The sequence below is a fragment of the Amycolatopsis sp. NPDC031561 genome, assembly GCF_055580625.1.
Genome location: NZ_JBVILA010000005.1, coordinates 368,828 through 395,814 on the forward strand (window position 1 = coordinate 368,828; position 26,987 = coordinate 395,814).

Consider the following 26,987-nt stretch of genomic DNA (forward strand, 5'->3'; position numbering starts at 1 on the left):
GCTATCCACCCCCGAGCATCGCGTTGACGGCGGCGCGGCCGATCTCCGCGGCCACGGTGCCACCGGTCGCTTCGAGCCCGCGGTTACCGCCGGACTCGACGATCACCGAGACGGCGATCTTCGGGTCCATCGCCGGCGCGAACCCGGTGTACCAGGCGTGCGGCGGGGTGGCCTTCGGGTCGTTGCCGTGTTCGGCGGTGCCGGTCTTGGAGGCGATCTGGATGTCGCCGCGTTTGCCGGCGCCCTTCGTGTTCTCCTCCGACGCCAGCATCATGTCGCGCAGGATCGCGGCGTTCGCGCTGGACATCGCGGCGTCGCCGGTCAGTTCGGTCGGCGTGTAGTCCTCGATGGTCGACAGGTTCGGCGCCAGCAGCGACTGCACGAGCTGCGGCTTCATCGCCATCCCGTTGTTCGCGATGGTCGCCGAAAGCAGGGCGTCCTGGATCGGCGTCAGGCGCACGTCGCGCTGCCCGATGGCGCTCTGGAACAGGGCGGCCTTCGAGTCGAGCGGGCCGAGGGTCGAACCGGCGACCCGCATCGGCACGGTCAGGTCCTCGCCCACACCGAAGTTCTTCGCCGTCGCGTTCAGCTTCTCCTTGCCGAGTTCGCCCGCGAGTTCGGCGAAGGGCACGTTGCACGAGTACCGCAGCGCTTCCTTCAGCGTGCTGCCTTTGCAGGGCGCGCCGCCGTAGTTCTCCAGCGTCGTCTGCGTGCCGGGGAGCTTGACGTTGGGCGCGGTGTTGACCGGTGTGTCCGCCGTCTTGCCGTTCTCGAGCGCGGCCGCGGTCACCATCAGCTTGGCCGTCGAACCCGGCGGGTAGGTCTCCGAGATCGCGCGGTTGAGCATCGGCTTCTTCGGATCGTCGCGCCACTCGCCCCACGCCGCGATCTGCTCCTTGCCGACGTGCGAGGCGAGCTTGTTCGGGTCGTACGACGGCGTCGAGACCATGGCCAGGATGCGCCCGGTCTTGGGCTCCAGCGCGACCACCGAGCCGGTGTAGCCCTTCTGCGTCATCAGGTCGTACGCGGCCTTCTGCACGGCGGGGTTGATCGTCAGCTTCACGTTCCCGCCGCGCGGGTCGCGGCCGGTGACCATGTCCGACAGGCGCCGGACGAACAGCCGCGGGTCGGAACCGTTGAGGACGTCGTCTTCGGACCGCTCCAGTCCGCCCGAGCCGTAGTTGATCGAGTAGTAGCCGGTGACCGGCGCGTACATCGGGCCGTCGGCGTAGGCCCGGATGAACTTGTACTTGTCGTTCGACGGGTCGACCTTCGCGAGCGCGGAACCGTCGGGAGTGACGATCAGGCCGCGCTGGCGGGAGTACTCCTCGTAGAGCACGCGCAGGTTGCGCGAGTCCGTGCGGTAGTCGTCGGCCTTGACCACCTGGATGTAGGTGGCGTTGGCCAGCAGGAGCACCACCATGACGAGCATGGCGACGCCGACCTTGCGGAGCGGGGTGTTCACGAAGCGCTCCCCTCACCGTTCGCGGGCGGCCGCTGGACCATCACCGTGTGCGCTTCCGCGAGCGGCGCTTGCGGCTGTTGCGGCTTCGGCCGCGCGGCGGGTTTGCGGGCGGCGTCGGAGATTCGGAGCAGGAGGGCCACCAGGATGTAGTTCGCGAGCAGTGAAGAACCACCGCGGGAGAGGAACGGGGCGGTGATCCCGGTGTTCGGGATCAGGTTCGTGACGCCGCCGACGACCACGAAGATCTGCATGACCAGGGCGAACGACAGGCCGCCGCCGAGGAGTTTGCCGAAGGTGTCGCGGACCGCGAGGGCGCTGCGCATCCCGCGCATCGCCAGGATCAGGTACAGCATCAGCATCGCGGCGAGGCCGATGAAACCGAGTTCCTCGCCGATCGCGGTGGTGATGAAGTCCGTTTTTGCCTCGGGGACCATGTCCGGCCGTCCGGCGCCGAGGCCGGTCCCGCCGACACCGCCGGTCCCGAGTCCGAACAGGCCCTGCGCGACCTGGTAGCCGCCACCCGCGTCGTCGTAGGTGGCGAGCGGGTCGATCCAGTTCCGCACCCGCTGCTGGACGTGCGTGAACAGGTTGTAGGCGATGATCGCGCCGACGGCGAAGAAGCCGACGCCCAGCACCACCCAGATGACCCGTTCGGTCGCGACGTACAACATCACCAGCGTGACGCCGAAGAACAGCAGCGACGTCCCGAGGTCCTTCTCGAACACCAGCACGCCGAGGCAGGCGGCCGCCGCGATCAGGATCGGGCCGAGGTCACGGGCGCGCGGCAGTTCGACGCCGACGATCTTCTTGCCCGCGACCATGAACAGGTCCCGTTTCGTCACCAGGAACGAGGCGAAGAAGATCATCAACAGGATCTTCGCGAACTCGCCGGGCTGGATCGAGAAGAACGGGAGCTTGATCCAGACCTTCGCGCCGTTGACCTCGGAAAGGGACGACGGCAGCACCGCGGGCAGCGCGAGCGCCACGATGCCGACCAGACCGCAGATGTAGCCGTAGCGGGTCAGCGTGCGGTGGTCGCTGATCACCACCAGCACCACCACGAACAGCACCAGCGAGATCGCGGTGAACAACACCTGCTTGGAGACGTCCGGGGTGTATTCCTTGCCCTGCTGGATGGCGCGTTCCGCCAGCGCCAGGTCGATCCGGTGGATCATCACCAGGCCGAGCCCGTTCAGCAGCGCGACGCACGGCAGGATCACCGGGTCCGCGTACGGCGCCCAGCGGCGGACCGCCAGATGCGCCGCAGTCAGCACCGCGAGGTAGGACAGCCCCAGCCAGATGATCGAGCTGGTGAGCTCCTGCTCCTGGTTCGCTTCCACCAGCACGAGCGCGATGGTGACGATGAACGTCGCGAAAGCCAGGAGAACGAGCTCGGTCCCGCGCCGGGTGGGCAGCTCGCGCGGAGGGTTCGTGGCGAACTGGGCCGAAGCCGGATCGGCGAGCGGCGTGCTCATCAGTTACCGCCCCCTGGTGCTGCCGTGGCCGGCGTCGAGCAGTCCCTCCCCGCTGGCTGGTTCGCCGAGTTCGGCGAGGCGGGGGTAGAAGGGGGTGCCGCCGAGGACGACGCCGGAGGCGGCGACGACGCGGGAGGCGACGTGGAAGTCGAGCTGGTGTTCGGTTTGCAGTCGGCCAGCTGCTTGTGCGGCCGCAGGAAGTCGTCGATGTACTTGCGCGCGTCGTCGAGGTTGTCCTTCTTGACGCCGTTCTTCACCGCGATGCGCGCGTCCTCCTGGAGCGCGGGCACCAGCAGCTTGTCGGTGCACAGCCCGCCCGGCGGGCACGAGCCCTGCTCGTAGGAGTGCAGGTCGATGCCGAGGATGCTGCCGGGGACGCCGCGGTAGATCACGACCTCCTCGCCGGGACCTTCGCCGACGTAGTACTGGCTCAGCACGAAATACCGCGTGGCGATCGCCGCCGCGGCCAGCACGATCAGGACGACCACTGCTCCCGCCAGCCAGCGAAATCGCCTCCGGCGCTTGACCTTCGGGTCCTCCTCCGGTGGCTGGACCTCGGGACGCGGCTGCGGCGCGGGCTGGGTCAGCGCCCTCGCCCTGGCGGCGGGGGAGTCGCCCTGGTGGAACTCGTCACTGCCGTCACCGGCGGCGCCGCCCACTATGGGCGCGTCCTCGCCGAAGTCGACGTCGACGACGTCGGCGATGATCACCGTGACGTTGTCCGTGCCGCCGCCCTTGAGCGCCAGCTCGATCATCCGGTCCGCACAGGCCTGCGGATCCGGGATCTGGATCGCCTCGGCGAGCGTCTCGTCGCTGACCATGCCGGACAGGCCGTCCGAGCAGATCAGGTAGCGATCGTGGGCGCGGGCTTCGCGCACCGTCAGGCTCGGCTCGACCTCGTGACCGGTGAGCGCCTTCAACAGCAGCGACCGCTGCGGGTGCACCGCGGCCTCTTCCGGCGTGATCCGGCCCTGTTCGAGAAGTTCGTTGACGAAGCTGTCGTCCCGCGTGATCTGCGAGAACTGCCCGCCGCGCATCAGATACGCCCGCGAGTCGCCGACGTGCACGACACCCATCCGCGAACCGGCGAACAGCACGGCGGTCAGGGTGGTGCCCATCCCGTCGAGGTCCGGGTCCTGCTGGACGAGTTCGGCGATGGCGGCGTTGCCGTTCTGGACGGCCTCGCGCAGCTGGGCGAGGAGATCGTCGCTCGGGTCATCGTCGTCGAGCGGGGCGAGCGAGGCGATGACGACCTTGCTGGCCACTTCACCGGCGGCGTGACCACCCATGCCGTCGGCGAGGGCGAGCAGGCGGGGTCCGGCGTACACGGAGTCCTGGTTGCTGGAACGCACCAGGCCCCGGTCGCTGCGAGCCGCGTAGCGGAGGACGAGAGTCATGGGCGAAGCTCGATCACCGTTTTGCCGATCCGGATGGGGACTCCGAGCGGGACCCGGAGGGGTGCCGTGACCTTAGCCCGGTCGAGGTACGTCCCGTTCGTCGAGCCCAGATCTTCCACGTACCAATCCTCCCCGCGCAGGGCGATCCGGGCATGCCGGGTCGACGCGTAGTCGTCGTCCAGCACCAGGGTCGAGTCGTCGGCGCGGCCGATCAGGATCGGCCTGCCGTCCAAGGCGATCCGGGTGCCTGCCAGCGCGCCATGGGTCACGAGCAGCTGCTGCGGCGACTTCCCGCCGCGCGGCTTCTTGTTTTCCTTCTTCTTGCGTCCGAACGTCGGGACGGCGACTCGCAGCCCGGAGGCCGCGTACAGATCCGAACGGACGACACGCAACGCGGCGAACACGAAGAGCCAGAGCAGCACGAGAAAGCCCACTCTGGTGAGTTGAACGACCAGCTCTGGCACTTGTTGTGTCCGCTCCCGTTTCTCCTGTACGCCGCGGAGAGCCCGTGCCGTCCGGGATGGTCGGCTCCGAACAGCCTTGCTCTCCGCTACGACCCGCGGTGCCGATCCACCACAGGTCCCGCACCGCAATTCTGCGGTACCCCCTTCGGACGCCGCCGATCAGCCCTGCGTACGGAACACGAGAGACGAGTGGCCCACGCGGATCACGTCGCCGTCGGCGAGCTGCCACGTCTGCACCGGGGTGCCGTTGACGGTGGTCCCGTTCGTCGAACCGATGTCCGCGAGCGTCGCGCTCTGGCCGTCCCAGGTGATCTCCAGATGACGACGCGAGACACCCGTGTCCGGCAGCCGGAAGTCGGCGTCCTGGCCACGGCCCACGACGTTCCCGCCCTGCTTCAGCGAGTACGAGCGGTTCGAACCGTCGTCCAGCTGGAGGCTCGCGGCCAGCTGACGGCCCGCCGCCGGCTGGCCGCCGTAGCCGCCACCCTGCGCGTACGGGTCCGCGGCGGGCTGGCCGTACTGCTGCTGGCCACCGCCGTACTGGTCGTACCCGGGCTGTTGCTGCTGGCCGCCGTACTGGTCATAGCCGGGCTGCTGGGCGGCGCCGCCGTAACCCTGGTCATAGCCGGGCTGTTGCTGCTGGCCGCCGTACTGGTCGTAACCGGGCTGCTGGGCGGCGCCGCCGTAACCCTGGTCGTACCCGGGCTGTTGCTGCTGCTGGCCGCCGTACTGGTCGTAGCCAGGCTGCTGGGCGCCGCCATAGCCCTGGTCGTACCCGGGCTGTTGCTGCTGCTGGCCGCCGTACTGGTCGTAACCGGGCTGCTGGGCGCCGCTGTAACCCTGGTCGTAGCCGCCCTGCTGCTGGCCGCCATAACCCTGGTCGTACCCGGGCTGCTGCTGGCCAGCCTGCTGTCCGTAGCCGTACTGGCCCTGCTGCTGGCCGTACGGGTCACCCTGGTCGTATTGGCCGTAGCCGGGGGGCTGGCTCATTGCTGGGTCTCCTGCGTTGCTGGGTCGTGCCGACCGTGACGAACCTTCGGCGCCAGGTGGTTTGACGTCGGGATCGACGGACGAACGGGTCTTGAACTGTCCAGTATGCAGCGCCTCGTTGCGCTCGAGCGAAACTACGACGTCACCATAGGTGTCCCAACCGTGCTCGGCGAGGTGTTCCTTGACCGCCCCCGCCAACACCGACGTGACCCGTCGCTCGTCTCCGGCCATGCGCTCGTGATCAGCCTGCCCCAACGACACGATGTAGTGATTGGGGGCGAGCTGTCGACCACCGGCCAGCTCACGAACGTTCTCCTCGCTCTCGCGCTCAAGCGCCACCGCCACTTCCTGCGTGACGACGTTGCCACCGAACATGCGCGCGAAGGTATTGCCCACAAGGTTCTCGAGCCGCCTATCGAAGCGCTCTACGCGGCCCACCGGGCAACCTCCTCACACGTCTGCTTTCCCCGTCGATCCTATCCGGGTACGGCCAGTCGGACACGGCCCCCGGTGAAACCCGTGAAATCAGCCTGCTACGCTTTGCGAGCTGTCAGAGAACGAAGCACTCGGGCGAGTGGCGGAATGGCAGACGCGCACGGTTCAGGTCCGTGTGTCCGAAAGGACGTGAGGGTTCAACTCCCTCCTCGCCCACTCTTGTTCGAGGCCCCCTTCGCTCCGCGTCGGGGGCCTCTTTCGTGAGGTCGTCGCTCGTCGATTCCCGGGGGGCCGAGCCCCCCGGACCCCCACGGTGCGTGAGGGCGGCGGTTGTCGGTCGGTTCCCGATAGAACAAAGAAAGCCAAAGAAAAAGACCCGGCTGGGGGCCGGGTCTTTGTGTTCTGTGGGTCAGTTCACGCCGATGAGGTCTACGACGAAGATCAGGGTTTCGTTCGGCTTGATGACGCCGCCGGCGCCGCGTTCGCCGTAGGCCAGGTGCGGCGGGATGACCAGCTGGCGACGGCCGCCGACCTTCATGCCCGCGACGCCTTGGTCCCAGCCGGGGATGACCTGTCCCTTGCCGAGGCCGAAGCGAAGCGGCTCGCCGCGGTCCCATGAGGCGTCGAACTGGTCGCCGGTCGAGTGCGAGACGCCGACGTAGTGCACCGAGACGGTGTCGCCGGACTTCGCCTCCTGGCCGTCGCCGACGGAGATGTCGGTCTTCTCCAGGTCGGTGGGCGCGGGCCCCTCGGGGCGGTCGATCTGGGGCTTTTCCAAAGACATGTCCATAAGCTACATCCGCTGGTCCGGGGTTCGCAGGACGAGTGTTCCGCCGAACGGTGGCAAGAACGCGAATAGTCTTCACAAATTTGGATACCCGTGGGTAGTGTGCGCCTCGTCACTCTCCGACGACGGAGGTCTTTCATGCGACGAGGCATACGGGTCTTGACGACGCTGGCGGGGCTGACGCTGGTGGCGGGCACCGTTCCGGCCCTGCAGGCGAACGCGGCTGAACCACCGTCGAACTCGGTGGTGGCGGCCGCGCTGGACGACTACTGCGGAGGCCAGTGTTCCGACATCCTGCCGCCCGGCACCAAGGGGAACGCCACCCTCGCCGAAATCCTGGCGCACAAGGCGCTCGGCACCCGTCCCGCGCACTCCGCCGACCAGCTCGGCAGGTACGCCTCGCTCGCCGACGGCTACAAGGCGCTGACCACGGACAAGATCAACCAGTTCTTCAACGACGCCTCGTTCGGCGTCCAGTCGGGGCAGGTCGAGAGCACGATCAAACCTCGTGCGGACGTGACGATCACCCGGGACAAGGCGACCGGTGTTCCCCGCATCGTCGGCACCACGAGGCCGGGCACGATGTACGGCGCCGGGTACGCCGCCGGGCAGGACCGCCTGTGGCTGATGGACATCATGCGCCGCGTCGGACGCGGCCAGCTGACGTCGTACGCCGGTGGCGCGCAGGGCAACCGCGAGCTGGAGCAGAGCTTCTTCGCCTCGGCGCCCTACACCGAGCAGGAACTGCAGAAGCAGATCGACAACGCCGCGGCCAGCGGTCCGCGCGGCGCGCAGGGCAAAGCCGACGCCGAGGCCTACGTGCAGGGCGTCAACAAGTACATCTCCGATTCGCACAGCGGCCGCTACTTCCCCGGCGAGTACGTCCTCACCGGGCACGTCGACGCGATCACCAACGCCGGGACCATCGAGCCGTTCAAGCTGACCGACCTCGTCGTGCTCGCCGCGGTGGTCGGCGCGCAGTTCGGCGCGGGCGGCGGCGGTGAGGTGCAGAACGCCATCGCGAAGATGGCGATGCAGGAGAAGTACGGTCTCGAACAGGGCGACAAGGTCTGGAAGAGCCTCCGGTCCGAGGACGATCCCGAGACCGTCAAGACCCTCCACAATGGACAGAACTTCGACTACAGCAAGGCGCCGGCCAACCCGCAGGGCGCCGCGATACCGGACAAGGGTTCGGTCTCCGGTCAGCAGCTCGTCTTCGATCCGACCGGTTCCGCCGGGACGGCGACGCCCGCCAAGGTGTCCGTTCCCGCGCCCGAAGACCAGAAGGCCGTCCGCGGCATCTTCGACGACGGGGTCCTGCCCGGCAACATGCTGTCCGAGAAGCACGGCATGTCCAACGCGCTGGTCGTCTCCGGTGCCAAGACCGCGAGCGGTCACCCGGTCGCCGTCTTCGGCCCGCAGGCGGGGTACTTCGCGCCGCAACTGCTGATGCTGCAGGAACTCCAGGGTCCGGGCATCAGCGCCCGGGGCGCCTCCTTCGCGGGCATCAGCATGTACGTGCTGCTCGGCCGCGGCAAGGACTACTCGTGGAGCGCGACTTCGGCGTCGCAGGACATCACCGACACCTACGCCGTCGAGCTGTGCGAGCAGAACGGTTCCGCGCCGACGAAGAACTCGAACTTCTACCGCTTCCGCGGTCAGTGCCTGCCGTTCGAGATCGTCGAGCGCAAGAACGCCTGGAAGCCCACCATCGCCGATGGGACGGCCGAGGGTTCGTACACCCTGCGGAGTTTCCGCACGAAATACGGACCGGTGACGAGCCGGGCGCTCGTGGGCGGCAAGCCGGTCGCGTACGCGTCGCTGCGGTCGACCTTCCAGCACGAGATCGACACGATCATCGGCTTCCAGAAGTTCAACGACCCGGACGCGATCAAGTCCGCGCAGGACTTCCAGGCCGCGGCGGCCGACGTCAACCAGACCTACAACTGGTTCTACGCCGACTCCCGGGACATCGCGTACTTCAACTCCGGCTCGAACCCGGTCCGCAATCCGAACGTCGACCCGGCGATGCCGGTCAAGGCCGACGCCGGATTCGACTGGCAGGGCTGGAATCCCGACGGCAACCTCGCGAACTACACGCCGTCTTCGCAACATCCCCAGTCGATCAACCAGGACTACTACATCAGCTGGAACAACGCGCAGACCAACGGCTACGCGGCCAGCGGCGCGGACAAGAGTTCCGTGCACCGCGGCGATCTGATCGACGCGCGGGTCAAGAAGATGGTCTCGAGCGGCACCAAGGTGACGCGAGTGAACCTCACGCAGGCCATGGAGGAGGCGGCGCTGGCCGACCTCCGCGCGGAGAAGGTGTTGCCGGAACTGCTCAAGGTGATCGACAAGGCACCCGTGACCGGTCCGGCCGCGGACGCGGTGGCGAAGCTGAAGACCTGGCTCGCCGCGGGCGCCCTGCGCTCGGAAACCTCACCCGGTAGCAAGGCCTACGCGAACGCCGACGCGATCCGCGTGATGGACGCCTGGTGGCCGCTCCTGGTCAACGCCCAGTTCAAACCCGGCATGGGCGACGCCGCCTACGCCGCGATGGTGGGCGTGCTGAAGATCAACGAGTCGCCGTCCGGCTGGCAGAACGAGGTGCCCGGCAAGCACGTCGGCCAGTCGCACGCGGGTTCGTCGTACCAGGCAGGCTGGTGGGGCTACGTGCACAAGGACATCCGTTCGGTCCTCGGGCAGAACGTCGCCGGTCCGCTACCCGTGAAGTACTGCGGTGGCGGCGATGTCAACGCCTGCCGTCAGATCCTGCTCGACTCGCTGACGCAGGCCGCCGCCCAGCCCGCCAACACCGTGTACCCCGGTGACGGCGACTGCTCCGCGGGCGACCAGTGGTGCGCCGACACGATCATCCACCGCGCGCTCGGCGGCATCACGCAGGACAAGATGAGCACCCAGAACCGGCCGACCTTCCAGCAGGTCGTCGAGTTCCCGGCGAAACGCGGCGACAACATCGCCAACCTCGCCACCGGCCGGTCGGTCAGCGCGAGCAGCCACGAGACAGGTTGGTACAACTCGCCGCCGTCCAACGCGATCGACGGCAACCTCTCGACGCGCTGGGCGAGCGACTGGAGCGACAACCAGTCGATCACCGTCGACCTCGGTTCCGCGCAGCGGGTTTCCCGGGTGGTCCTGCACTGGGAATCCGCGTACGGGAAGGCGTACAAGGTGCAGGTCTCGTCCGACGGGACGAACTGGCGCGACGTGGCGTCCACAGTGGACGGAGACGGCGGGCAGGACAACGTCGCCTTCGAGGCCACGGATGGCCGTTATGTCCGGATGGCCGGAGTTCAGCGAGGCACGAAGTACGGCTACTCCCTCTACGAGTTCGAGGTGTACGCCCACTAGGCCGTGGGCGATGGCCCGCCTTGATGCAGTGCTTCGAGGCGGGCCAGGTCCTCGGACGTGAGCCGCAGCGTTCCGGCGGCGACGTTGTCGGCGAGGTGGCCGAGATCGCCGGTACCCGGAATGACCAGCACATGCGGCCCACGCTCCAGAGTCCATGCCAAGCGGACCTGTGTGGGCGTGGCCTGGTGCGCGCGGGCGATCGCGAGCACCTCGTCCTGCTCGGCGCCGCTGGGACCCGCCTCGCGTCCGGCTCCGGCGATGGCGAAGAACGGGACGAACGCGACCCCTTGCTCGCCACAGGCGCGCAGGAGCCGATCCTGCTCGGGCCGATGGCCGAGGCCGTAGGCGTTCTGCACGCACACCACCGGCGCGATCGCCTTGGCCTGGGCCAGCTGCTCCAGGCTGACGTTGGACACGCCGAGATGCCGGATCAGACCGGCTTCGCGCAGCTCGGCCAGCGCGCCGAAGTGGTCGGCGATCGAGTCCGGCCCGGACAGGCGCAGGTTCACCAGGTCGAGGTGGTCGCGGCCGAGTTGCCGCAGGTTCTCTTCGACCTCGCCACGCAGCTGGCCCGGGGTGGCCTGGGGCAGCCATTCACCGGACGGATCGCGGCGCGGCCCGACCTTGGTGGCGATCACCAGATCGTCCGCGTACGGCGACAACGCGGAGTTGATCAGCTCGTTGGCCGACCGGAGCGACGAGAAGTAGAACGCGGCGGTGTCGACGTGATTGACGCCCAGTTCGACCGCGCGGCGCAGCACCTTGATCGCCTGGTCGCGGTCGCCCGGGGTGGCGCCGGGTGCGAACGCCTGGCCGCGCTGGGGCAGCCGCATGGCGCCGAACCCGACCCGGTTGACCGTGAGATCGCCGAGTGTCCAGGTTCCCGCGTCGATCGTTCTGGAAGTCATGCCCGGAGCCTGCCACGTGTGATCGCGAACAGGTCGGTTTCCGTGATCATCCGCGACCTTTACGGTGGCGGGGTGGACACGAACGACTGGTCACCCCGCACCCTCGCCGTCGCCGCCGGACGTCCGGCGGGCCCCGGCGAACCGCTGAACGTGCCGATCGTCGCGGCGAGCACCTTCGACGCCGGCGCCGACCGCGCGTATTCGCGGGAGAACGGCACCCCGACCTGGGAAGCCCTCGAAGCCGCGATCGGCGCGCTCGAAGGCGGGCACGCCACCGCGTTCGCCTCGGGGATCGCGACGCTGTCCGCGGTGACCGACACGCTGGCCGTCGGCGCGAAGGTCTGCGTCCCGACGTTCTCCTACGCCGGGTCCCGCGGGCTCTTCGCGCACGCGCACCGGACCGGTCGCTTGGTGGTCACCGAGCTCGCGCCGGAAGACACGGACGCCTGGGTCGCGGCCGCGGACGCCGACCTGCTCTGGCTCGAATCCCCGACGAACCCGACGCTCGACGTCATCGACATCGAGACGATCGCCGCCGCCGCGAACGGGCTGGTCGCGGTGGACAACACGTTCGCCACCCCGCTCGGGCAGCGACCGCTCGAGCTCGGTGCCGACATCGTCGTGCACAGTGCGACGAAACTCATCGGCGGCCACAGCGATCTGCTGCTCGGGCTGACGATCGCGGCCGACGAAGGCGTTGCGAAGGACCTGCGAGACGCGCGTACGCGGATGGGTGCGACGCCGGGTGCGCTCGAAGCCTGGCTCGCCCTTCGCGGCTTGCGGACGCTGCCGGTCCGCCTCGCCGAGCAGACGCGCACGGCCGCGCTGCTGGCGGCGCGGCTGTTGGATCACCCCGCGATCACCCGGGTGCGGTATCCCGGCTCCGGCACGATGATCGCGTTCGAACTCCCGGACGCGGAGACCGCGGACAAGGTCATCGGTTCGCTGCGGCTGATCCGCGCCGCCACCAGCCTCGGCGGGGTGGAGAGCCTGGTCGAGCGGCGGGCGTGGCTGGCAGGCGACGCGCACGTGCCCGCCGGGCTCGTCCGGTTCAGCGTCGGACTCGAGGATCCCGAAGATCTCTGGACGGATCTGGCTTCGGCGCTCGGCTGACGCCCTAACCTGAAGCGCGTGGAGGAGACGAAAGCGCCCCGGCGGCTGGGTCAACTGATGTGGGGCCTGTTCTGGCTCCTGGTGCTCGGGTTCCTCGCGATCGTCGCGGCGGGCGTACTGGCCGAATTCGCGGCCACGCCCTGTCCGAGTGACGAGATCTGGGCCTGTGACGCCGAGAACCGGACGCTCGCCACCTTCATCCCCGGGATCGGGTTCGGCGTCGGGCTCCTCGTCGCGGTGGTGGGCGGCGGCCGGGCGGTGCGGAACCGGACGTCGCCGGGGCCCTGGCTGTTCGTCGCGGGCCTTCTCGGCGCGGTGTCCCTCGCGGTGGCGCTGTTCCTGGTGCTCTAATCGTGACCTTCGTGTTGAGGGGTACCGATATCCGCCCTTGGATGGTCGGTACTTCACGGCGGAGTACTCCGAACGTGTGAACCGGCCGGTAACAAAGCGCAGCATAATCGCGGAAAGTGGGCTTTTCCCCAAGAAGAACGGTGGTTTCGCGGCGTTCCGCGGAAGAGGAAAAAATGCTTCCGGATGGCAACCGTTCCGGCCGTTCGGGTGTTAACATTGCTTCGTCGCCGCGAGGTTTTCCTACTGTGGAGCGACTTCCGGGCCCTTGTATCGAGCGGGGCCACCTCGTTGTTACCGGTTTTCACAGTGGTTTTTGTCACTGTCTATTCGCTACAGCTGACCTGCAATTTTCCGGCAGTATCGCGCTGTCACCCGAACGTGGGATTTTCCCCCGGGTGGCCGCATGGTGGGGGTCACCGTGCGTTGCGATGCTTTCCACTGGGAGATCACTTTGAAGAAGACGTTGGGCCGCCTCGCGGGCGCGGTGCTGGCCGGCGCCGTCATCTCGCTGGCCGTGACGCCGGCCGCGATGGCGCAGGACGAAACGACGACCACGCCTCCCGCCCCTTCGAGCGAGACGCCCACCTCGGCACCCGAGCCTTCGTGGACGGGCGGCAAGGTGACGACGGCTCCGCCCGAGACGAGCACTCCGGCCTCGTCGTCGTCGCAGCAGCCGACCTCGAGCAGCAGCGGCAAGCCGACTTCCGGCAAGCCGTCGCCGACCTCCACCTCGGAGAAGCCGACCACCCCGCCGGAGGAGCCCTACGTCGACAACGTCGGCGCGGGCTACATCGGCGAGAACGGTGTCGGCGCCCTGGTCATCGCCTGCGCGTCGGGCGAGCCCGCCGCCGTTTCGGCTCCGGACTTCGACACCCTGTACAGCAACCAGGCCGAGGACGACGGCCGCTACTGGGTCTACATCGTGAAGGTGAAGAAGTCCTTCAAGGGCAACTCCAGCACCTTCACCTGGACCTGCGCCGGCAAGGCGGGCAAGGGTGACATCGAGTTCGAGTCGCCCATCGGCGGCGGCGCGGGCACCCCGGGCAAGCCGGAGAAGCAGGTCAAGTACGCCCCCAAGGGCGGCATCGAGACCGGTTTCGGCGCCACCGCGGCCTGATCGATGTCGACGAAGTTTCTGAGGCGGGGTGGCCGCGCGGTCGCGGCCACCCTGATCCTTTCCCTCGCACTGACCGGCTGCGGTTCCGACGAGCCCGCGCCCGCCGCACAGCAGGCGCCGGCGGAATCGACCGTCCCGGTCACGAAGCCGTTCAGCGGCACCAGGCCGACGAACGTGAAGATCCCCAAGATCGGCGCGGAGTCGAACCTGATCGCGGTCGCGGTCAACAAGGACGGCAAGATGGCCGTCCCTTCGGCCAAGAAGCCGATGCAGGCCGCCTGGTACCAGCTTTCGCCGGTGCCCGGCGACGTCGGCCCGGCGATCGTGCTCGGGCACGTCGACGGCAACAAGCAGCCGGGCATCTTCTTCAAGCTCAAGGACGTCAACCCGGGTGACGAGATCCTCGTCGACCGCAGCGACGGCAAGAGCCTGAAGTTCGTGGTCGAGAAGAAGGACCAGGTGCCCAAGGACCAGTTCCCCGAGGACGCGGTCTACGGCAACACGGACAAGCCGCAGCTGCGGCTGATCACCTGTGGCGGTGTCTTCGACAAGGAAGAGCACAGCTACAAGGACAACATCATCGTCTACGCGAATCTCGTTTGATCGCGCGCTGACGAAAACACGCCGAAGGGGCGTCGTTCCGCTTCCACCTCAAGGTGGTGCGGAGGGCGCCCCTTCATCGAGCTTTCGTGGGCCTCCGGCCCGAAAGAGGGCGCGCGACGGGTGAAGTCTCCGTCGGGCGCGGGGCGCCCTTGGGGAGACCGGCGTACCCGACGAGCACCGCGCGTGTCATGAAAGGGGCTTTCAGGACGAATTTCGTCCTGAAAGCCCCTTTCATGACACTTGAGGGACCACTCAGCCGACACCCGCGGCAGGGAACGGGAAGCCCGCGGGAGCCGCCGCCTCCGGCTCGACCCACTTCCGCATCCCGGCGTCACAAGCCGCGTAACCCCAGTTGATCAGCCGCTCCTGCAGCACTTCCGGCAGCTTCGTCAGCCGCGTCGGGGTTTCCGCCAGCTTGTGCGTGAGCCCGACAGGCGCGGTCAGCGAATCCTCCAGCTCGAAGTTCTCCAGATCGACGTAGGTTCCCCAGTACGTTCCCGCGAAAGCCTTCTCCACGTAGGACTTCAGCAACGCGCCCCGTCGCAGTTCGCGGACCTGGTTGTCGATCACGTCGAGGACGCGCAACAGTTGCCGCCCCCAATCGCGGGGGACCTTCTGCTTGACCTTCATCCGCTTGCCCGCGTCGCTGACCAGCACCGTCGCGCACTGCCCTTCGACGGGGTCCAGACCGAGGTTGTCGTAGACGCCGGCGTCGCTCAGCACGATCTTCTTGCCCGCCTCGGCCGAAAGCGGGTCGTGGATGACCACCGGCGAGAGCATCGGAGGGAACGCCGACGACGCGGCCACCGCGGTCGCGAGCGGGATGTTCCCGTGCGGCCCGTGCTGCCGGAAGAACCACCACAGCGCGCCGTCCTGGAGGTTCGTCGCGGTGAAGACGAACTGCGGTCCCGCCGGGTCCAGATCCTTGAGGCAGCAGTCGCCGAACAGGTGTTTCGCGTACACCCGCGCGAGTTCCTCGCCGGCACTCCGCCACGGAATGGCCATGGCACGCAAGGTGACCGGGATGTCGAGCCGTGTCCGCGCGAGGTTCCGGACCGGCACGACGACCTCGTCGTAGAAGTTGTTCGCGGCGCCGTTCTCGAACTTCAGGTCCGGCCACGCGTGCGCGAGCACCCCTGCCGCGATCGAGCCGCCGGAGACGCTGGAGAACGTCGAGATCTTCGACAGCCAGCCGAGTTCGTTGAGCCGCCACAGGGCTCCGGTGTGGAACAACATCGCGCGATAACCACCGCCGGACAGTGCGAGACCGACTCCCTTACGGGCTGTTGAAGGCTCCATGGCATCCCCCACTTGAGCGAGTGTAGGAGTGAGTCGGCCCGGTGCGACAGAGTGTTACGAAAGAAGTGGCTGTAAGAGACGACGTTGTTCTTCGGGGACGTACTCGGCGTAGTTGTCGTAGAGCGCCTGTTTCGCCAGCCGCGACGCGCGCTCGCCGTCCGAATCCCGGATCGCTCCGAGTACTTCTTCGTGATGCGCCAGCCAGTTGCGCATCAACGCCGCCCGGTCGTCGGCGTGCTCCAGTTTGTCCTCGATGAGTTCCAGCACGACCCCGCGCACGACCTCGCCGCTGATCACCAGCAACGGATTCCCTGTCGCACGGGCGATGGCTTCGTGGAACGCGACGTCCGCGTGACTGAATTCGGCGAATCCCTTCGCGACGCCCGCGCGCATCGCCGCCAGCGCCGCGTCCAGTTCGGCGAGATGGTCTTCGGTCCTGAGCTGCGCGGCGAGCAGATGTGCGGAACCGTCGAGGATCATGCGGAACTGCAGGAGTTCGGACAGGCCGAGGTGGTCGGCGCGCGCCAGCCGGTGCATGGACCGGTGCAGTACGGCGGGGGAGGCGGCGAGAACTTCGGGGCCGCGCGGATCGCCGGGCCGCGAGCGGATCATTTCCGCCGCTTGCAGCACCCGCAGCGCCTCGCGCACGGTCGAGCGGCCGACGTCGAACTGGACCATCAGTTCGCGTTCGCTCGGCAGCCGGTCGCCGGGTTTGATCCGGCCGCTGAACACGGCTTCCTCGATCTGTTCGACGACGCGCTGGTACGCGCGGACAGGGGCGACCGGCTCGAATTCCATCTTGACCCTGCCGTCTCGTCTGGTTTACTGGTCAGACCAGTCTACCGGTCAGGGGGCAGGATGAAAGTCCGGATCCACGCGGCGGCACTCGCGTTGCTGCTGGTGACGTCCGGCTGCTCCGCCGGTTCGAGTGCCACGGTCGCTCAAGGCCCCGGCACCCTCGCGGTCGGCTACACCGCCGAACCCGCGAACTTCGACTTCACCCGCACCGACGGCGCCGCCATCCCGCAGGCCTTGCTCTACAACGTCTACGAGGGCCTGGTGAAACTCGACGCGGACGGGAAGATCGTGCCGCTGCTGGCCGAATCGTGGACCGTCTCGGCAGACCGCAAGACCTACGACTTCAAGCTGCGCGAGGACGCGAAGTTCAGCAACGGCGCGCCCTTCACGGCCGAGGACGTCAAGTTCTCCTTGATGCGTGTGAAGACCGAGTGGACCGTGTCGATCAAGTCCACAATGGACGTCGTCGAGCGGGTCGACGTCGTCGCGCCGGACCACGCGCGGGTCGTGCTCACGAAACCCAGCAACGGCTGGCTGTTCAGCCTCACCAGCAGGCTCGGCGCGATGTTCAGCCCCACCGGCGTCGCGGATCTGGCGAACAAACCGGTCGGCACCGGGCCGTTCACGGTGTCCTCGCGCAGGCGCGGTGATTCCATCGTGCTCAAGGAGAATCCGGCGTACTGGGGCCGGAAACCGGCGTACTCCACGGTGGTCCTCAAGTACATCAAGGATCCGACGGCGCTCAACAACGCCTTGCTCAGCAACGGCATCGACGTCATCTCCGCGATCACCGTGCCGGATTCGATCCCGCAGTTCCAGGGCGACGACCGCTTCACCGTCGTCGAGGGCACGACGAACAGCGAGGTCACGCTCGCGTTCAACAACGCCCGCCCGCCGCTGAACGACGTCCGCGTGCGGCGCGCGCTGTCCTACGCGATCGACCGGAAGGCGTTGCTGGACACGGCCTGGGCCGGGCGAGGCACGCTCATCGGCAGCATGGTCCCGCCGACGGATCCCTGGTACGAGGACCTGTCGAACGCGTATCCGTTCGACCCCGCGAAGGCGAAAGCGCTGCTCGCCGAAGCAGGACAGCCGAATCCGTCGCTGCGCTTGAGGATTCCCAACCTGCCGTACGCCGTCTCGGCCGCGCAGGTGGTGGCGTCGCAACTGGCGGACGTCGGGGTCACGGTGACGATCGAGCCGCTGGACTTCCCGGCGGTGTGGCTCAAGCAGGTCTTCACCGACCGCGACTACGACCTGTCGATCATCCAGCACGTCGAGGCGCGCGACATCGTCACCTTCGGCAAGCCGAAGTACTACTGGGGTTACGACGGCAAGCCGGTCCAGCAGGACTTGGCGAAGGCCGACGCCGGAACGCCCCAGGAGCAGGTCGACGCGATGCGGCGGGTCGCGCGGCAGCTGTCCGAAGACGCCGCCGCGGACTGGCTCTTCTTGTTCCCCAACGTGATCGTGGCGAAGGAGAAGGTGACCGGGTTCGTGCGCAACCAGGTCAGTGAGTCCTTCGATCTCACGGGATTGGCGCCGCGATGACGATCAAGATCGTGCGCCGTCTGGCGATCCTCGTGGCCAGTGTGCTGGTCGCGTCCATCGTGGTCTTCCTGTTCATGGCCGTCCTGCCCGGCGATCCGGCGCAGGTCGCGCTCGGCGTCAACGCGACGCCGGAGCTGGTCGCGAAGACGCGCGCGGAATTCGGTATCGACCGGCCGTTGACGACGCAGTACTTCGACTGGATCGGCGGTGTCCTGCACGGCGACTTCGGCCGTTCCTACGTCACCCGCGAGGAGATCGGGCCGGCGCTGACCGACCGGCTCGGAGTCACGTTGTGGCTGGTCGGGGCCGGGATGCTGGTGGCGTTGCTGATCGCCGTCCCGGCGGGGACGTTCGCCGCCGTGCGGCACCGGAAGGCGGGCGGCGCCGCGGTTTCCGGGCTCTCGCAGATCGGCGTCGCGATCCCCGCGTTCCTCGCGGGCATCATCCTCGTGCAGATCTTCGCGGTGCAGTTGCGCTGGCTGCCTTCCGGTGGCTGGACGCCGCCGGTGCAGGATCCCGGCGAATTCCTCCGCGGCCTCGTCCTGCCCGCGTTGTCCCTCGGTTTGGTGCAGGGCGCGGTGCTCACGCGGTACGTGCGGTCCGCCGTGCTCGACACGCTCGGGCAGGACTATCTGCGCACCGCTCGGTCCAAAGGGCTCAGGCCCTTCCAGGCGTTGTTCCGGCACGGTCTCCGCAACGCCGCCGTGCCGGTGGTGACGGTGCTCGGCCTGCAACTGGCGACGCTGCTGATCGGCGCCGTCGTCGTCGAGCGCGTGTTCGTCCTGCCGGGGCTGGGCAGCATGCTGCTCGACTCGGTGGCTTCGCGGGATCTGCTGTCCGTGCAGGGGATCGTGCTGGTCTTGGTGGTCGGCGTACTGCTGGTGAACTTCGTGGTCGATGTCCTCTACACGGTGCTCGACCCGAGATTGCGGGGTTCCTGATGCGCAACCGCAGTCTCGTGATCGGCGGTGTCCTGGTCGCGCTGATCGTGCTCGCCGCACTGCTTTCGTTCGTCTGGACGCCGTTCGATCCGGTGAAGGTCGACGCGGCACACCGGCTGCACGACTTCAGCGGCGCCAACCTGTTGGGCACCGACAGTTTCGGCCGTGACGTGCTCAGCCAGCTCATGGTCGGCGCGCGGACCACGTTGTACGTCGGCGTGGTCGCGGTCGGGATCGCCGCGCTGATCGGGACGCCGCTGGGCATCCTCGCCGGGATGTCGTCGCGGTGGCTCGGTGAGTTCGTCATGCGCGTCAACGATCTCCTGCTCGCGTTCCCCGCGTTGCTGCTGGCGATCATGTTCGGCGCGGTGTTCGGGGCCGACACGCTGACCGCGATGGTGGCGATCGGCATCGCGACCATCCCGTCCTTCGCGCGGATCGCGCGTTCCGGGACGCTGCAGGTGATGAGCAGCGAATTCGTGCTGGCCGCGCGGTCTGCCGGTCGCTCGCGGCTGAACATCGCCGCGCGGCACGTGCTGCCGAACATCTCCGGAATGCTGATCGTGCAGGCGTCCGTGTCGTTCGCGATCGCCGTGCTCGCGGAAGCGGCGTTGTCGTTCCTCGGGTTCGGCACGCGGCCGCCGACGCCGTCGTGGGGCCGGATGCTGCAGGAATCCCAGGTGTTCCTGACCCTGCACCCTCGGCTCGCGCTCGTGCCCGGCGTCGCGATCGCCATCGCCGTCCTCGGGTTCAACCTGCTCGGTGACGGCCTCCGCGATCGTCTCGATCCCCGATTGGCGGCGCGGCTATGACCCTCGAAGTCCACGGCCTCGGCATCGGTGACCTGGTCCGCGGCGTCTCGTTCGACATCGCGCGTGGTGAGCGCGTCGGGTTGATCGGCGAGTCCGGTTCGGGGAAGTCGTTGACGGCGTTGTCGATCATGGGGCTGCTGCCCGAAGAACTCGCCGCGTCCGGCTCGGTGAAGCTCGACGGTCGCGAGTTGCTGACCGCGCCGGAGAAGGAACTGTCGCGGCTGCGCGGCAACGAACTGTCGATGGTGTTCCAGGAACCGATGACCGCGCTGAACCCGGCGATGCGGGTCGGCGCGCAGGTGGCCGAGCCGATGCGGATCCACCGCGATCGCGGGAATCACCGCGCTGCGGCGGAGGCGTTGCTGGATTCCGTCGGCCTGCCAGGGACTTTCCGCGCGTATCCGCATCAGCTGTCCGGCGGGCAACGGCAACGCGTCGTCCTCGCGATCGCGCTGGCCAACGATCCGAAGCTGTTGATCTGCGACGAGCCGACGACCGCGCTGGACGTCACCGTGCAGGCGCAGATCCTCGAACTGATCCTCGACGGCGTCCGCGAGCGGGAGAGCGCGCTGCTGTTCATTACGCACGACCTCGCCGTGGTGGCGTCGGTGTGCGAGCGGGTGCTCGTGATGCTGGACGGCGAGATCGTCGAGGCCGGCACCACCCGCGACGTCCTCACCGCGCCGAAGCACGAGTACACGCGGAAGCTTTTGGCCGCTTCGGATCTGGAGGCGAGCCGATGATGATCGAAGTGCGGGACCTCGAACGCCGCTACACGCGGCGCGATGTCCATGCGTTGCGCGGCGTCTCGTTCGACGTCGAGGCTGGTCAACGGTTCGGGATCGTCGGAGAGTCGGGCTCGGGGAAGTCCACCTTGGTCAGATTGCTGGCCGCGTTGGACAAGCCGACCGCGGGCAGCGTCTCGTTCCAGGGCAAGCGCGTCGACACCCTGCCCGAACGGAAACTCGGTTTCCTGCGGTCGGAACTGCAGATCGTCTTCCAGGATCCGATGGGCTCGCTCGATCCGCGGATGCGGGTACGCGACATCATCTCCGAGCCTTTGGGGCGCCGGGATCCAGCACGGGTTTCCGAGCTGCTGAAAGCCGTCGGCCTGCCCGAAGACGCCGCCGGCCGGTATCCGCACCAGTTCTCCGGCGGGCAACGGCAACGCATCTCGATCGCGCGAGCGCTCGCGCCGAATCCGAGCGTTCTCATCGCGGACGAGCCGGTGAGCGCGCTCGACGTCTCGGTGCGGAAGCAGATCCTCGACCTGCTCGCGTCGCTGGTCGAGCTGTATTCGCTGACGCTGATCTTCGTCTCGCACGATCTCGGCGTGGTGCGGCACGTATGCGACCGGGTCGCGGTGATGCGGCGCGGGGAGATCGTCGAGATGGGCGACGTCGACCAGGTCTACGACGCGCCGGAGCACGAATACACCAGGGAGTTGCTGGCGGCCGCGCCGAATCTGCGCGCCGAACTGACGAGGTTGCGGGGAGGCGACGATGCTTGAGTACCCGGAGGGACTGCCGATCGGCGACGGCTGGGTGTCCACTGTGGACACCGAGCCGGTGACGTTCCCGTACGACGGGAGCGAGATCGGCCGGGCGCCGGTCGGGACGCCGGAGCTGGCTACGCGGGCGATCGACGCGGCCGTCGCGGTGTTCAAGCAGGTCGCGGCCTTGCCTTCGCGTGCCCGGCGCACGCTTTTGAACGACGTCGCCGCGGCTCTGGAAGCCCGCCGCGAGGACTTCGAGCGGCTTCTGGTCCTGGAGACCGGCAAGCCGCTGGTGGATTGCCGCGTCGAGGTCGCCCGCACGATCGTCACCTGGCAGGCCGCCGCCGAAGAGGTCTCGCGGCTGCACGGCGAGACAGTGCCCCTCGATCTGCTGCCGTCCGGCGACGGCCTGGTCGGATTCTGGAAACGCAAGCCGATCGGTGTCGTCGTCGGGATCGCCGGGTTCAACTATCCGCTGCTCCTGGCGTCGCACAAGATCGCGCCCGCCATCGCCGCGGGCTGCCCGGTGGTGGTGAAACCCGCGCCGCAGACGCCGCTCGCGACGTTGTGGCTCGTGCACCTCGTGCGCTCGCTGACCGATCTGCCCGCGATGGTCCAGCTGGTCACCGGGGACGCGGCCGTCGGCTCGGCGCTGACCACGGACAGGCGGGTGGGCGCGGTGTCGTTCACCGGATCCGCGCTGGTCGGGCACCGGATCGCGCGCGACGCCGCACCCACGAAGACGTTGCTGGAGCTGGGTTCCAACGCCGCGCTGGTGGTCGCGGAGGACGCCGATCTCGACGCGGCCGCGGACGCCGTGCTGCGTGGCGGGTTCTACGCGTCCGGCCAGGCGTGCATCTCGGTGCAGCGGGTGCTGGTCGTCGACGCCGTCGCCGAGGAGTTCACCGAACGTGTGCTGGCCAGGCTCGGCGAGGTCGTCGCCGGTGATCCCCGCGACGAGAAGACGCGGGTCTCGGCGCTGATCGACCCCGGATCGACCAGGCGCGTGCAGGAGTGGGTCGGCAAGGCGACTTCGGCGGGGGCGCGGTTGTTCGGTGGCGGTGTCGACGGCACCGTGCTGCGGCCGACGGTGCTGCTCGACGTGCCCGACGGCCTCGAATGCTGGGACGAGGAGATCTTCGGCCCGGTCGTCTGCATCCGTCGAGTGTCCTCTGTGGATGAAGCGTTTGAGGCGGTCAACGCGTCGCGCTACGGCTTGCACGCTTCTGTGTTCAGCACGTCGTTGAAGACCGCGTTCCGTGCGCTCGACGAGCTCGACGTCGGCGGCGTGGTGGTCAACGAGGTGCCCGGTTTCCGGTCCGACACCATGCCGTACGGCGGCGTGAAGGACTCCGGGATCGGGCGGGAAGGGCCGCGGTTCGCGGTCGAAGAACTGACCGTGACGAGGATGGCGGTGCTGCGACCTTGAGTTACGACAACCTGTTCCGGCTCGACGGGCGGCGGGCCGTGGTGCTCGGCGGAGGAAGCGGGATCGGTCGCGAAGCCGCGAAGGCGCTGGCCGCGCACGGTGCCGAAGTGATCGTCGCGGACCGCGACGTCGACTCGGCCAAGGAAACCGGCGCGGGGGAGGCGTACGAGATCGACCTGCTCGAATCCGGCGCTGCCGCACGGGCGGCCGCCGAACTCGGCGAGCTCGACGTCGTCGTGCTGACCGCCGCGACCAACGTGCGCAAACGGCTGCTGGAGTACTCGCGCGAGGAATTCGACCGGGTGATCGCGCTGAACCTCGGCGCGACCTTCGAGGTCGTCCGCGCGTTCGGTGCGGGCATGGTCGAGCGAGGGCGGGGCAGCATCATCGGGTTCTCCTCGATCCGCGGCACGACCGTCGAGCCCGGTCAGGGGCCGTACGCGGCGACGAAAGCCGGTCTCGTCCAGCTTTTCCGCACGGCCGCGGCGGAATTCGGCCCGGCGGGGGTGCGGGTCAACGCGATCGCGCCCGGCGTCGTCGAAACCCCGCTCACCGCGCAGATCAAGGCGAATCCGGCCTGGTACGACGCCTACGCGACCAAGGGCGCCCTCGGCCGCTGGGCGCGTCCGGACGAACTCGCGGGCGCCGTCGTCTACCTCGCCTCGGACGCGTCGTCGTTCGTGACCGGCTCCGTGCTGGCGGTGGACGGCGGCTGGACCGCGGTCGACGGCCGCTTCGAACCGCCCGCGACGTAAGGAGTCTTTGCCGTGCCGGAGTTGCCCGACCTGACCGCCGTCGAACTGGTCGCCGAGTACCGCGCTAAAACGCTGTCGCCGGTCGAGGTCACCGAAGCGGTCCTCGCCCGTGTCGAGGCGCGTGAACCCGAACTGCACGCGCTGTACGCGTACGACCCGAGCGGCGCGCGTGAAGACGCGAAGGCGTCCGAAAGCCGCTGGCACGCCGGAGAACCACTCGGCCCGATCGACGGCGTTCCCTTGACCCTCAAGGAGAACATCGCGACCCGCGGCACGCCGGTCCCGCTCGGCACGGCCGCTTCTTCGCTCGTTCCCGCGCCCGAAGACGCCCCGGCGGGCGCTCGCGTGCGCGAGTCCGGCGGTGTCCTGCTGGGCAAGACGACGATGCCGGACTACGGGATGCTGACGTCCGGGCTGTCGAGTTTCCACACCGCGTCGCGGAATCCGTGGGACACCACACGCACTCCTGGCGGTTCCAGTGCCGGTGCCGGCTCGGCGGCCGCCGCGGGTTACGGCCCGCTGCACGTCGGTACCGACATCGGCGGCTCGATCCGGTTGCCCGCCGGATGGTGTGGCCTGGTCGGGCTGAAGCCGAGTTTCGGCCGGGTGCCGGTGGATCCGCCGTTCCTCGGCCGCGTCGCCGGGCCGATGACGCGGACCGTGGCCGACACCGCGCTGCTGATGAGCGTTCTGTCCGGTGTGGACGGTCGCGATCACCTCTCGCTGCCGCCGTCTTCGCTCGATTGGACTTCGCTGTCGGCCGACGTCAAGGGCCTGCGGATCGGACTGCACCTCGATCCGGGCGTCGGACTCCCGGTCTCGCCCGAGACGATCAGCGCTGTCACCGAAGCCGCGCGGCTGTTCGAAACCGCGGGCGCGGTGGTGGAGCCGGTTTCGCCGTTCCTGCGCCGCGAAATGCTCGACGGACTCGACACCTTCTGGCGCGTCCGCGCCTGGTCGGACATGTCGACGCTGCCCGAAGAACGCCGTGCGAAGGTCCTGCCGTACATCGCCGACTGGGCCGCCGGCGGCGCCGACGTCAGCGGTGTCGACGCCTATCGCGGCTTCGCGCAGATCGACGCGATCGCCGTCGCGACCCTGCGCGAGACCGAACGCTTCGACGTCGTCCTGTCACCGACCTGCCCGGTCTCGGCCCCGCCCGCCGAGTGGCCTTCGCCGACCAACGACCCGCGCCGCCCGTTCGAGCACATCGCGTTCACCGTGCCGTACAACATGTCCGGCCAGCCCGCGGTCTCGATCAACTGCGGCCACACGAGCGACGACCAGCCCGTCGGCCTCCAGATCAGCGGCCGCCGCTTCGCCGACCTAGACGTCCTTCGCGCCGCTGCCGCCTACGAAACCCTTCGCCCCACTCCACGCCCCTGGCCCTGACGCATTTCGTCCTCTAGTTGCGGTACTTGCACACGCATCTACCGCAACTAGAGGACGAAATGCGGTCAGGTGCCGATCGCCTCAGCGAGCGCTGAGCTTCTCCAGCCAGGCGGCGAAGTGTGGGCACTGGGCCGCCAAGCCCTCGATGCCCAGGTCGGCGATCGCCAGCGGTCCTTCGAGGGTCTTCAAGTAACCGGGGCAATACCTGGCGAGGCGTTTCGAGGGCGCGTTCTTCGGGTCGTCGTTGACGAGTTCCGGTCCACCGGCTTCGGCGCAGTCTTGCTTGATCCGCTCGGCCACCGCGGGGTCGTCGCGCAGGTCGGCGAGCTGGTCTCCGGCGGAGAACACCCAGGACTCCAACTCGTGTTGCACGAGATGGGGGACGAACCGACGGTCGTCGATATCGGCTTTCAACGCCTCCTCGACGTATTCGACCTTGGCGGAGGCGGCTCCCGTCGGACGGGTGGCCATTCCCGGCGCGTCAGCGGGGAAGCCGTAGTAGTCGAACAGTGTCGTCAGAGTGGTGAGGTGTGCGCTGGCGAGCAGTTCCTTGATCTCCCGCCGCAGCTTCGGCCACGATGTGACGCCGCCTCGATAGGTCTTGGACGAGGTATGGGTGCGAACCGTCGAGTAGGTGACGAACCAGCCTTGGCGTTGAAGATGACCGGAGAGCACATCACGGACGACGGTCGCCTCGGTCTGGCCTTCCACCAACAGGTGCAGACGCTTTTGATCAGGCATCGAGAACGCTGCCCAGCGATCCCGGCTGACCGCCGATGATGTTCTTCTCCCAGAGTTCGCCGAGCGAGTACTCGTCGAGCCAGTTCTCCAGGGCCGCTTTGTTCGGCCGGGTGAAGACCGAATTCCCATCTCGCTGTTCGACGACGATCAGGTCCTCGGCCGAGAATTGGTTCATCAACGTCACCGACTGGGTCGCTATCAAAACCTGACTGCGAGTCGAGGCCAAGCGCAACATGTCCGCCAGCTGGACGATGGCCACCGGATGCAATCCGAGTTCCGGTTCGTCCAGCACGACGAGGGCCGGAAGCTCCGGTTGAAGCAACAACGTGGCCAGGCAGACGAAACGCAGTGTTCCGTCGGACATCTGATTCGCCGAGAAGATGGTTTCCGAATTCTGTCGCTGCCAGCGAAGCAGGATGCGGTCGGTGCTGTCCGGCTGGAGCACGAAGTCGCGAAAGAAAGGGGCGACGATCCGGATCGCGCCGACGATCCGGCGATACGCGACCTTCTCCGCCCGGTCCGAGCTGTCCCGTAGTCGCAACAGGACCGCGGCGATGTTCCCGGCATCCGCACGCAGCGCGAGATCGTCCGCGGTCGGAGCCAGCCGCTTGACCGGCGCGTCGACGCTGGTGTCGTGGAAGTGGTAGACGCGGCAACCTTGAAGAAGCTCGATGATGTGCGAAGCCACCGAATTCGCCCCACGCTCGTCTGCCGCGTCGTTGAGGCGACTCTCTCGGTGCCCGCGTCCGATCGATTTCGTCCAGGGCTGTTCATGGCCGGGGCCGTGGTACGAGATCACTTCTTCGTCGAAGATCAGCTCTTCGCCGGGCGCCGCGGCCAGATGAGCTTGGTAACTGTTGGGTGGCGCGTCCAGTTTCAGGCTGATCCGCAGGGTGTCGACGGCGTCGTTGATCAGTGCCGAAGCACCGCCGTTGCGGCCGACGAACAGGTTCAGCAGGTCCTCGCTGATCCGGCCCAGCAACTCGAAGGCCTGGACGAAGTTGCTCTTGCCCGCGCCGTTCGCGCCGATCAGCACGTTCATCGCGCCCAGTTCGACGCGCGCCGACCGGATCGAGGTGAAGCCCTCGATCTCGATCGACGTCAGCTGCTGGCCAGTCATGAGCACAGCTTAGGCAATCGTCCCAAAAAGTTGATGATTCGCTCGTTCGTGCAAGTCACAGCCCCCCGCAACTAGTCCTCTAGGGCCTGTTTCAGATGTCAGAGCCATTCGTTGATCGCGGCGATGGTGACGGTGGTGTCGTAGCGGACGGCGAGTTTGTCGTATCTGGTGGCG

General features: G+C 68.0%; 24 protein-coding genes and 1 tRNA gene. 14 read left to right on the plus strand and 11 right to left on the minus strand.

What is annotated here, in order from left to right; all coding sequences use genetic code 11:
• Nucleotide 1 precedes the first annotated feature (1 nt).
• The 5 genes from ACZ5IK_RS15790 to ACZ5IK_RS15810 all read right to left on the minus strand — a co-directional run bounded on the left by ACZ5IK_RS15790 (nt 2) and on the right by ACZ5IK_RS15810 (nt 6,229).
• Nucleotides 2–1,465, minus strand: coding sequence for a peptidoglycan D,D-transpeptidase FtsI family protein (locus tag ACZ5IK_RS15790; RefSeq protein ID WP_101611619.1), 1,464 nt, complete (start codon nt 1,463–1,465; stop codon nt 2–4).
• Nucleotides 1,462–2,940 carry an FtsW/RodA/SpoVE family cell cycle protein gene (locus ACZ5IK_RS15795; RefSeq protein ID WP_465488301.1) on the minus strand — a complete coding sequence of 493 codons (1,479 nt, stop codon included), beginning with the start codon at nt 2,938–2,940 and terminating at the stop codon, nt 1,462–1,464. Before ACZ5IK_RS15795 ends, ACZ5IK_RS15790 begins: the two co-directional genes overlap by 4 nt.
• Complete coding sequence (locus ACZ5IK_RS15800; RefSeq protein ID WP_101611621.1) at nt 2,940–4,337, minus strand: PP2C family protein-serine/threonine phosphatase; 1,398 nt, start codon at nt 4,335–4,337, stop codon at nt 2,940–2,942. The genes ACZ5IK_RS15795 and ACZ5IK_RS15800 overlap by 1 nt, the downstream gene beginning before the upstream one ends.
• Nucleotides 4,334–4,801, minus strand: coding sequence for an FHA domain-containing protein FhaB/FipA (locus ACZ5IK_RS15805; RefSeq protein ID WP_007030429.1), 468 nt, complete (start codon nt 4,799–4,801; stop codon nt 4,334–4,336). The genes ACZ5IK_RS15800 and ACZ5IK_RS15805 overlap by 4 nt, the downstream gene beginning before the upstream one ends.
• 159 nt (nt 4,802–4,960) lie before the next feature.
• A complete protein-coding gene (locus ACZ5IK_RS15810) occupies nt 4,961–6,229 on the minus strand; it encodes a DUF3662 and FHA domain-containing protein (RefSeq protein ID WP_465488302.1) in 1,269 nt (422 codons plus the stop codon).
• 130 nt (nt 6,230–6,359) lie between these two features.
• On the opposite strand from ACZ5IK_RS15810, the gene ACZ5IK_RS15815 reads away from it, so the two are divergent.
• Nucleotides 6,360–6,442: transfer RNA gene (locus ACZ5IK_RS15815), tRNA-Leu, on the plus strand.
• Between the two features lie 193 nt (nt 6,443–6,635).
• Here ACZ5IK_RS15815 and ACZ5IK_RS15820 read toward each other — a convergent pair.
• Nucleotides 6,636–7,010, minus strand: a complete 375-nt coding sequence (locus ACZ5IK_RS15820; RefSeq protein ID WP_465488303.1) for an FKBP-type peptidyl-prolyl cis-trans isomerase — start codon at nt 7,008–7,010, stop codon at nt 6,636–6,638.
• Nucleotides 7,011–7,151: 141 nt separating this feature from the next.
• Here ACZ5IK_RS15820 and ACZ5IK_RS15825 point away from each other — a divergent pair, with 141 nt between their 5' ends.
• On the plus strand, nt 7,152–10,388 hold the full coding sequence (locus ACZ5IK_RS15825) for a penicillin acylase family protein (RefSeq protein WP_465488304.1): 3,237 nt from the start codon (nt 7,152–7,154) through the stop codon (nt 10,386–10,388).
• On the opposite strand, the gene ACZ5IK_RS15830 is transcribed toward ACZ5IK_RS15825, so the two are convergent.
• Nucleotides 10,385–11,296 carry an oxidoreductase gene (locus ACZ5IK_RS15830; protein WP_465488305.1) on the minus strand — a complete coding sequence of 304 codons (912 nt, stop codon included), beginning with the start codon at nt 11,294–11,296 and terminating at the stop codon, nt 10,385–10,387. The genes ACZ5IK_RS15825 and ACZ5IK_RS15830 overlap by 4 nt on opposite strands.
• A gap of 72 nt (nt 11,297–11,368) precedes the next feature.
• Here ACZ5IK_RS15830 and ACZ5IK_RS15835 point away from each other — a divergent pair, with 72 nt between their 5' ends.
• From ACZ5IK_RS15835 to ACZ5IK_RS15850, 4 genes are all read left to right on the plus strand, one after another.
• Nucleotides 11,369–12,409: a trans-sulfuration enzyme family protein gene (locus ACZ5IK_RS15835; RefSeq protein ID WP_465488335.1), complete on the plus strand. Its 1,041-nt coding sequence runs from the start codon at nt 11,369–11,371 to the stop codon at nt 12,407–12,409.
• Nucleotides 12,410–12,427: 18 nt separating this feature from the next.
• On the plus strand, nt 12,428–12,760 hold the full coding sequence (locus ACZ5IK_RS15840) for a hypothetical protein (RefSeq protein WP_465488306.1): 333 nt from the start codon (nt 12,428–12,430) through the stop codon (nt 12,758–12,760).
• A gap of 451 nt (nt 12,761–13,211) precedes the next feature.
• Nucleotides 13,212–13,877: a hypothetical protein gene (locus tag ACZ5IK_RS15845; protein WP_465488307.1), complete on the plus strand. Its 666-nt coding sequence runs from the start codon at nt 13,212–13,214 to the stop codon at nt 13,875–13,877.
• A 3-nt stretch (nt 13,878–13,880) separates the two neighbouring features.
• Nucleotides 13,881–14,480 carry a class F sortase gene (locus tag ACZ5IK_RS15850; RefSeq protein ID WP_465488308.1) on the plus strand — a complete coding sequence of 200 codons (600 nt, stop codon included), beginning with the start codon at nt 13,881–13,883 and terminating at the stop codon, nt 14,478–14,480.
• A 252-nt stretch (nt 14,481–14,732) separates the two neighbouring features.
• On the opposite strand, the gene ACZ5IK_RS15855 is transcribed toward ACZ5IK_RS15850, so the two are convergent.
• Together ACZ5IK_RS15855 and ACZ5IK_RS15860 are read right to left on the minus strand one after the other, a co-directional pair.
• On the minus strand, nt 14,733–15,779 hold the full coding sequence (locus ACZ5IK_RS15855) for a patatin-like phospholipase family protein (protein WP_465488309.1): 1,047 nt from the start codon (nt 15,777–15,779) through the stop codon (nt 14,733–14,735).
• A 54-nt stretch (nt 15,780–15,833) separates the two neighbouring features.
• On the minus strand, nt 15,834–16,577 hold the full coding sequence (locus ACZ5IK_RS15860) for a FadR/GntR family transcriptional regulator (RefSeq protein ID WP_465488310.1): 744 nt from the start codon (nt 16,575–16,577) through the stop codon (nt 15,834–15,836).
• 60 nt (nt 16,578–16,637) lie between these two features.
• On the opposite strand from ACZ5IK_RS15860, the gene ACZ5IK_RS15865 reads away from it, so the two are divergent.
• Genes ACZ5IK_RS15865 through ACZ5IK_RS15900 form a run of 8 tightly spaced genes read left to right on the plus strand, consistent with a single transcriptional unit; the run spans nt 16,638 to nt 24,952 of the window.
• On the plus strand, nt 16,638–18,128 hold the full coding sequence (locus ACZ5IK_RS15865) for an ABC transporter substrate-binding protein (RefSeq protein WP_465488311.1): 1,491 nt from the start codon (nt 16,638–16,640) through the stop codon (nt 18,126–18,128).
• Complete coding sequence (locus tag ACZ5IK_RS15870; protein WP_465488312.1) at nt 18,125–19,069, plus strand: ABC transporter permease; 945 nt, start codon at nt 18,125–18,127, stop codon at nt 19,067–19,069. Before ACZ5IK_RS15865 ends, ACZ5IK_RS15870 begins: the two co-directional genes overlap by 4 nt.
• Nucleotides 19,069–19,881, plus strand: coding sequence for an ABC transporter permease (locus ACZ5IK_RS15875; RefSeq protein ID WP_465488313.1), 813 nt, complete (start codon nt 19,069–19,071; stop codon nt 19,879–19,881). The genes ACZ5IK_RS15870 and ACZ5IK_RS15875 overlap by 1 nt, the downstream gene beginning before the upstream one ends.
• The gene (locus ACZ5IK_RS15880) at nt 19,878–20,624 is read left to right on the plus strand and encodes an ABC transporter ATP-binding protein (protein ID WP_465488314.1); all 747 of its coding nucleotides are present in this window, start codon (nt 19,878–19,880) and stop codon (nt 20,622–20,624) included. Before ACZ5IK_RS15875 ends, ACZ5IK_RS15880 begins: the two co-directional genes overlap by 4 nt.
• Nucleotides 20,621–21,391, plus strand: a complete 771-nt coding sequence (locus tag ACZ5IK_RS15885; RefSeq protein ID WP_174720488.1) for an ABC transporter ATP-binding protein — start codon at nt 20,621–20,623, stop codon at nt 21,389–21,391. The genes ACZ5IK_RS15880 and ACZ5IK_RS15885 overlap by 4 nt, the downstream gene beginning before the upstream one ends.
• Entirely contained in the window at nt 21,384–22,805 is a 1,422-nt protein-coding gene (locus ACZ5IK_RS15890) for an aldehyde dehydrogenase family protein (RefSeq protein ID WP_465488315.1), read from the plus strand. The genes ACZ5IK_RS15885 and ACZ5IK_RS15890 overlap by 8 nt, the downstream gene beginning before the upstream one ends.
• Complete coding sequence (locus ACZ5IK_RS15895) at nt 22,802–23,560, plus strand: SDR family NAD(P)-dependent oxidoreductase (protein WP_465488316.1); 759 nt, start codon at nt 22,802–22,804, stop codon at nt 23,558–23,560. The genes ACZ5IK_RS15890 and ACZ5IK_RS15895 overlap by 4 nt, the downstream gene beginning before the upstream one ends.
• Nucleotides 23,561–23,572: 12 nt before the next feature.
• Nucleotides 23,573–24,952, plus strand: coding sequence for an amidase (locus ACZ5IK_RS15900; protein WP_465488317.1), 1,380 nt, complete (start codon nt 23,573–23,575; stop codon nt 24,950–24,952).
• Between the two features lie 81 nt (nt 24,953–25,033).
• On the opposite strand, the gene ACZ5IK_RS15905 is transcribed toward ACZ5IK_RS15900, so the two are convergent.
• Together ACZ5IK_RS15905 and ACZ5IK_RS15910 are read right to left on the minus strand one after the other, a co-directional pair.
• The gene (locus ACZ5IK_RS15905) at nt 25,034–25,693 is read right to left on the minus strand and encodes a DUF4276 family protein (RefSeq protein ID WP_465488318.1); all 660 of its coding nucleotides are present in this window, start codon (nt 25,691–25,693) and stop codon (nt 25,034–25,036) included.
• On the minus strand, nt 25,686–26,813 hold the full coding sequence (locus tag ACZ5IK_RS15910; protein WP_465488319.1) for an AAA family ATPase: 1,128 nt from the start codon (nt 26,811–26,813) through the stop codon (nt 25,686–25,688). The genes ACZ5IK_RS15905 and ACZ5IK_RS15910 overlap by 8 nt, the downstream gene beginning before the upstream one ends.
• Between the last annotated feature and the right edge of the window lie 174 nt (nt 26,814–26,987).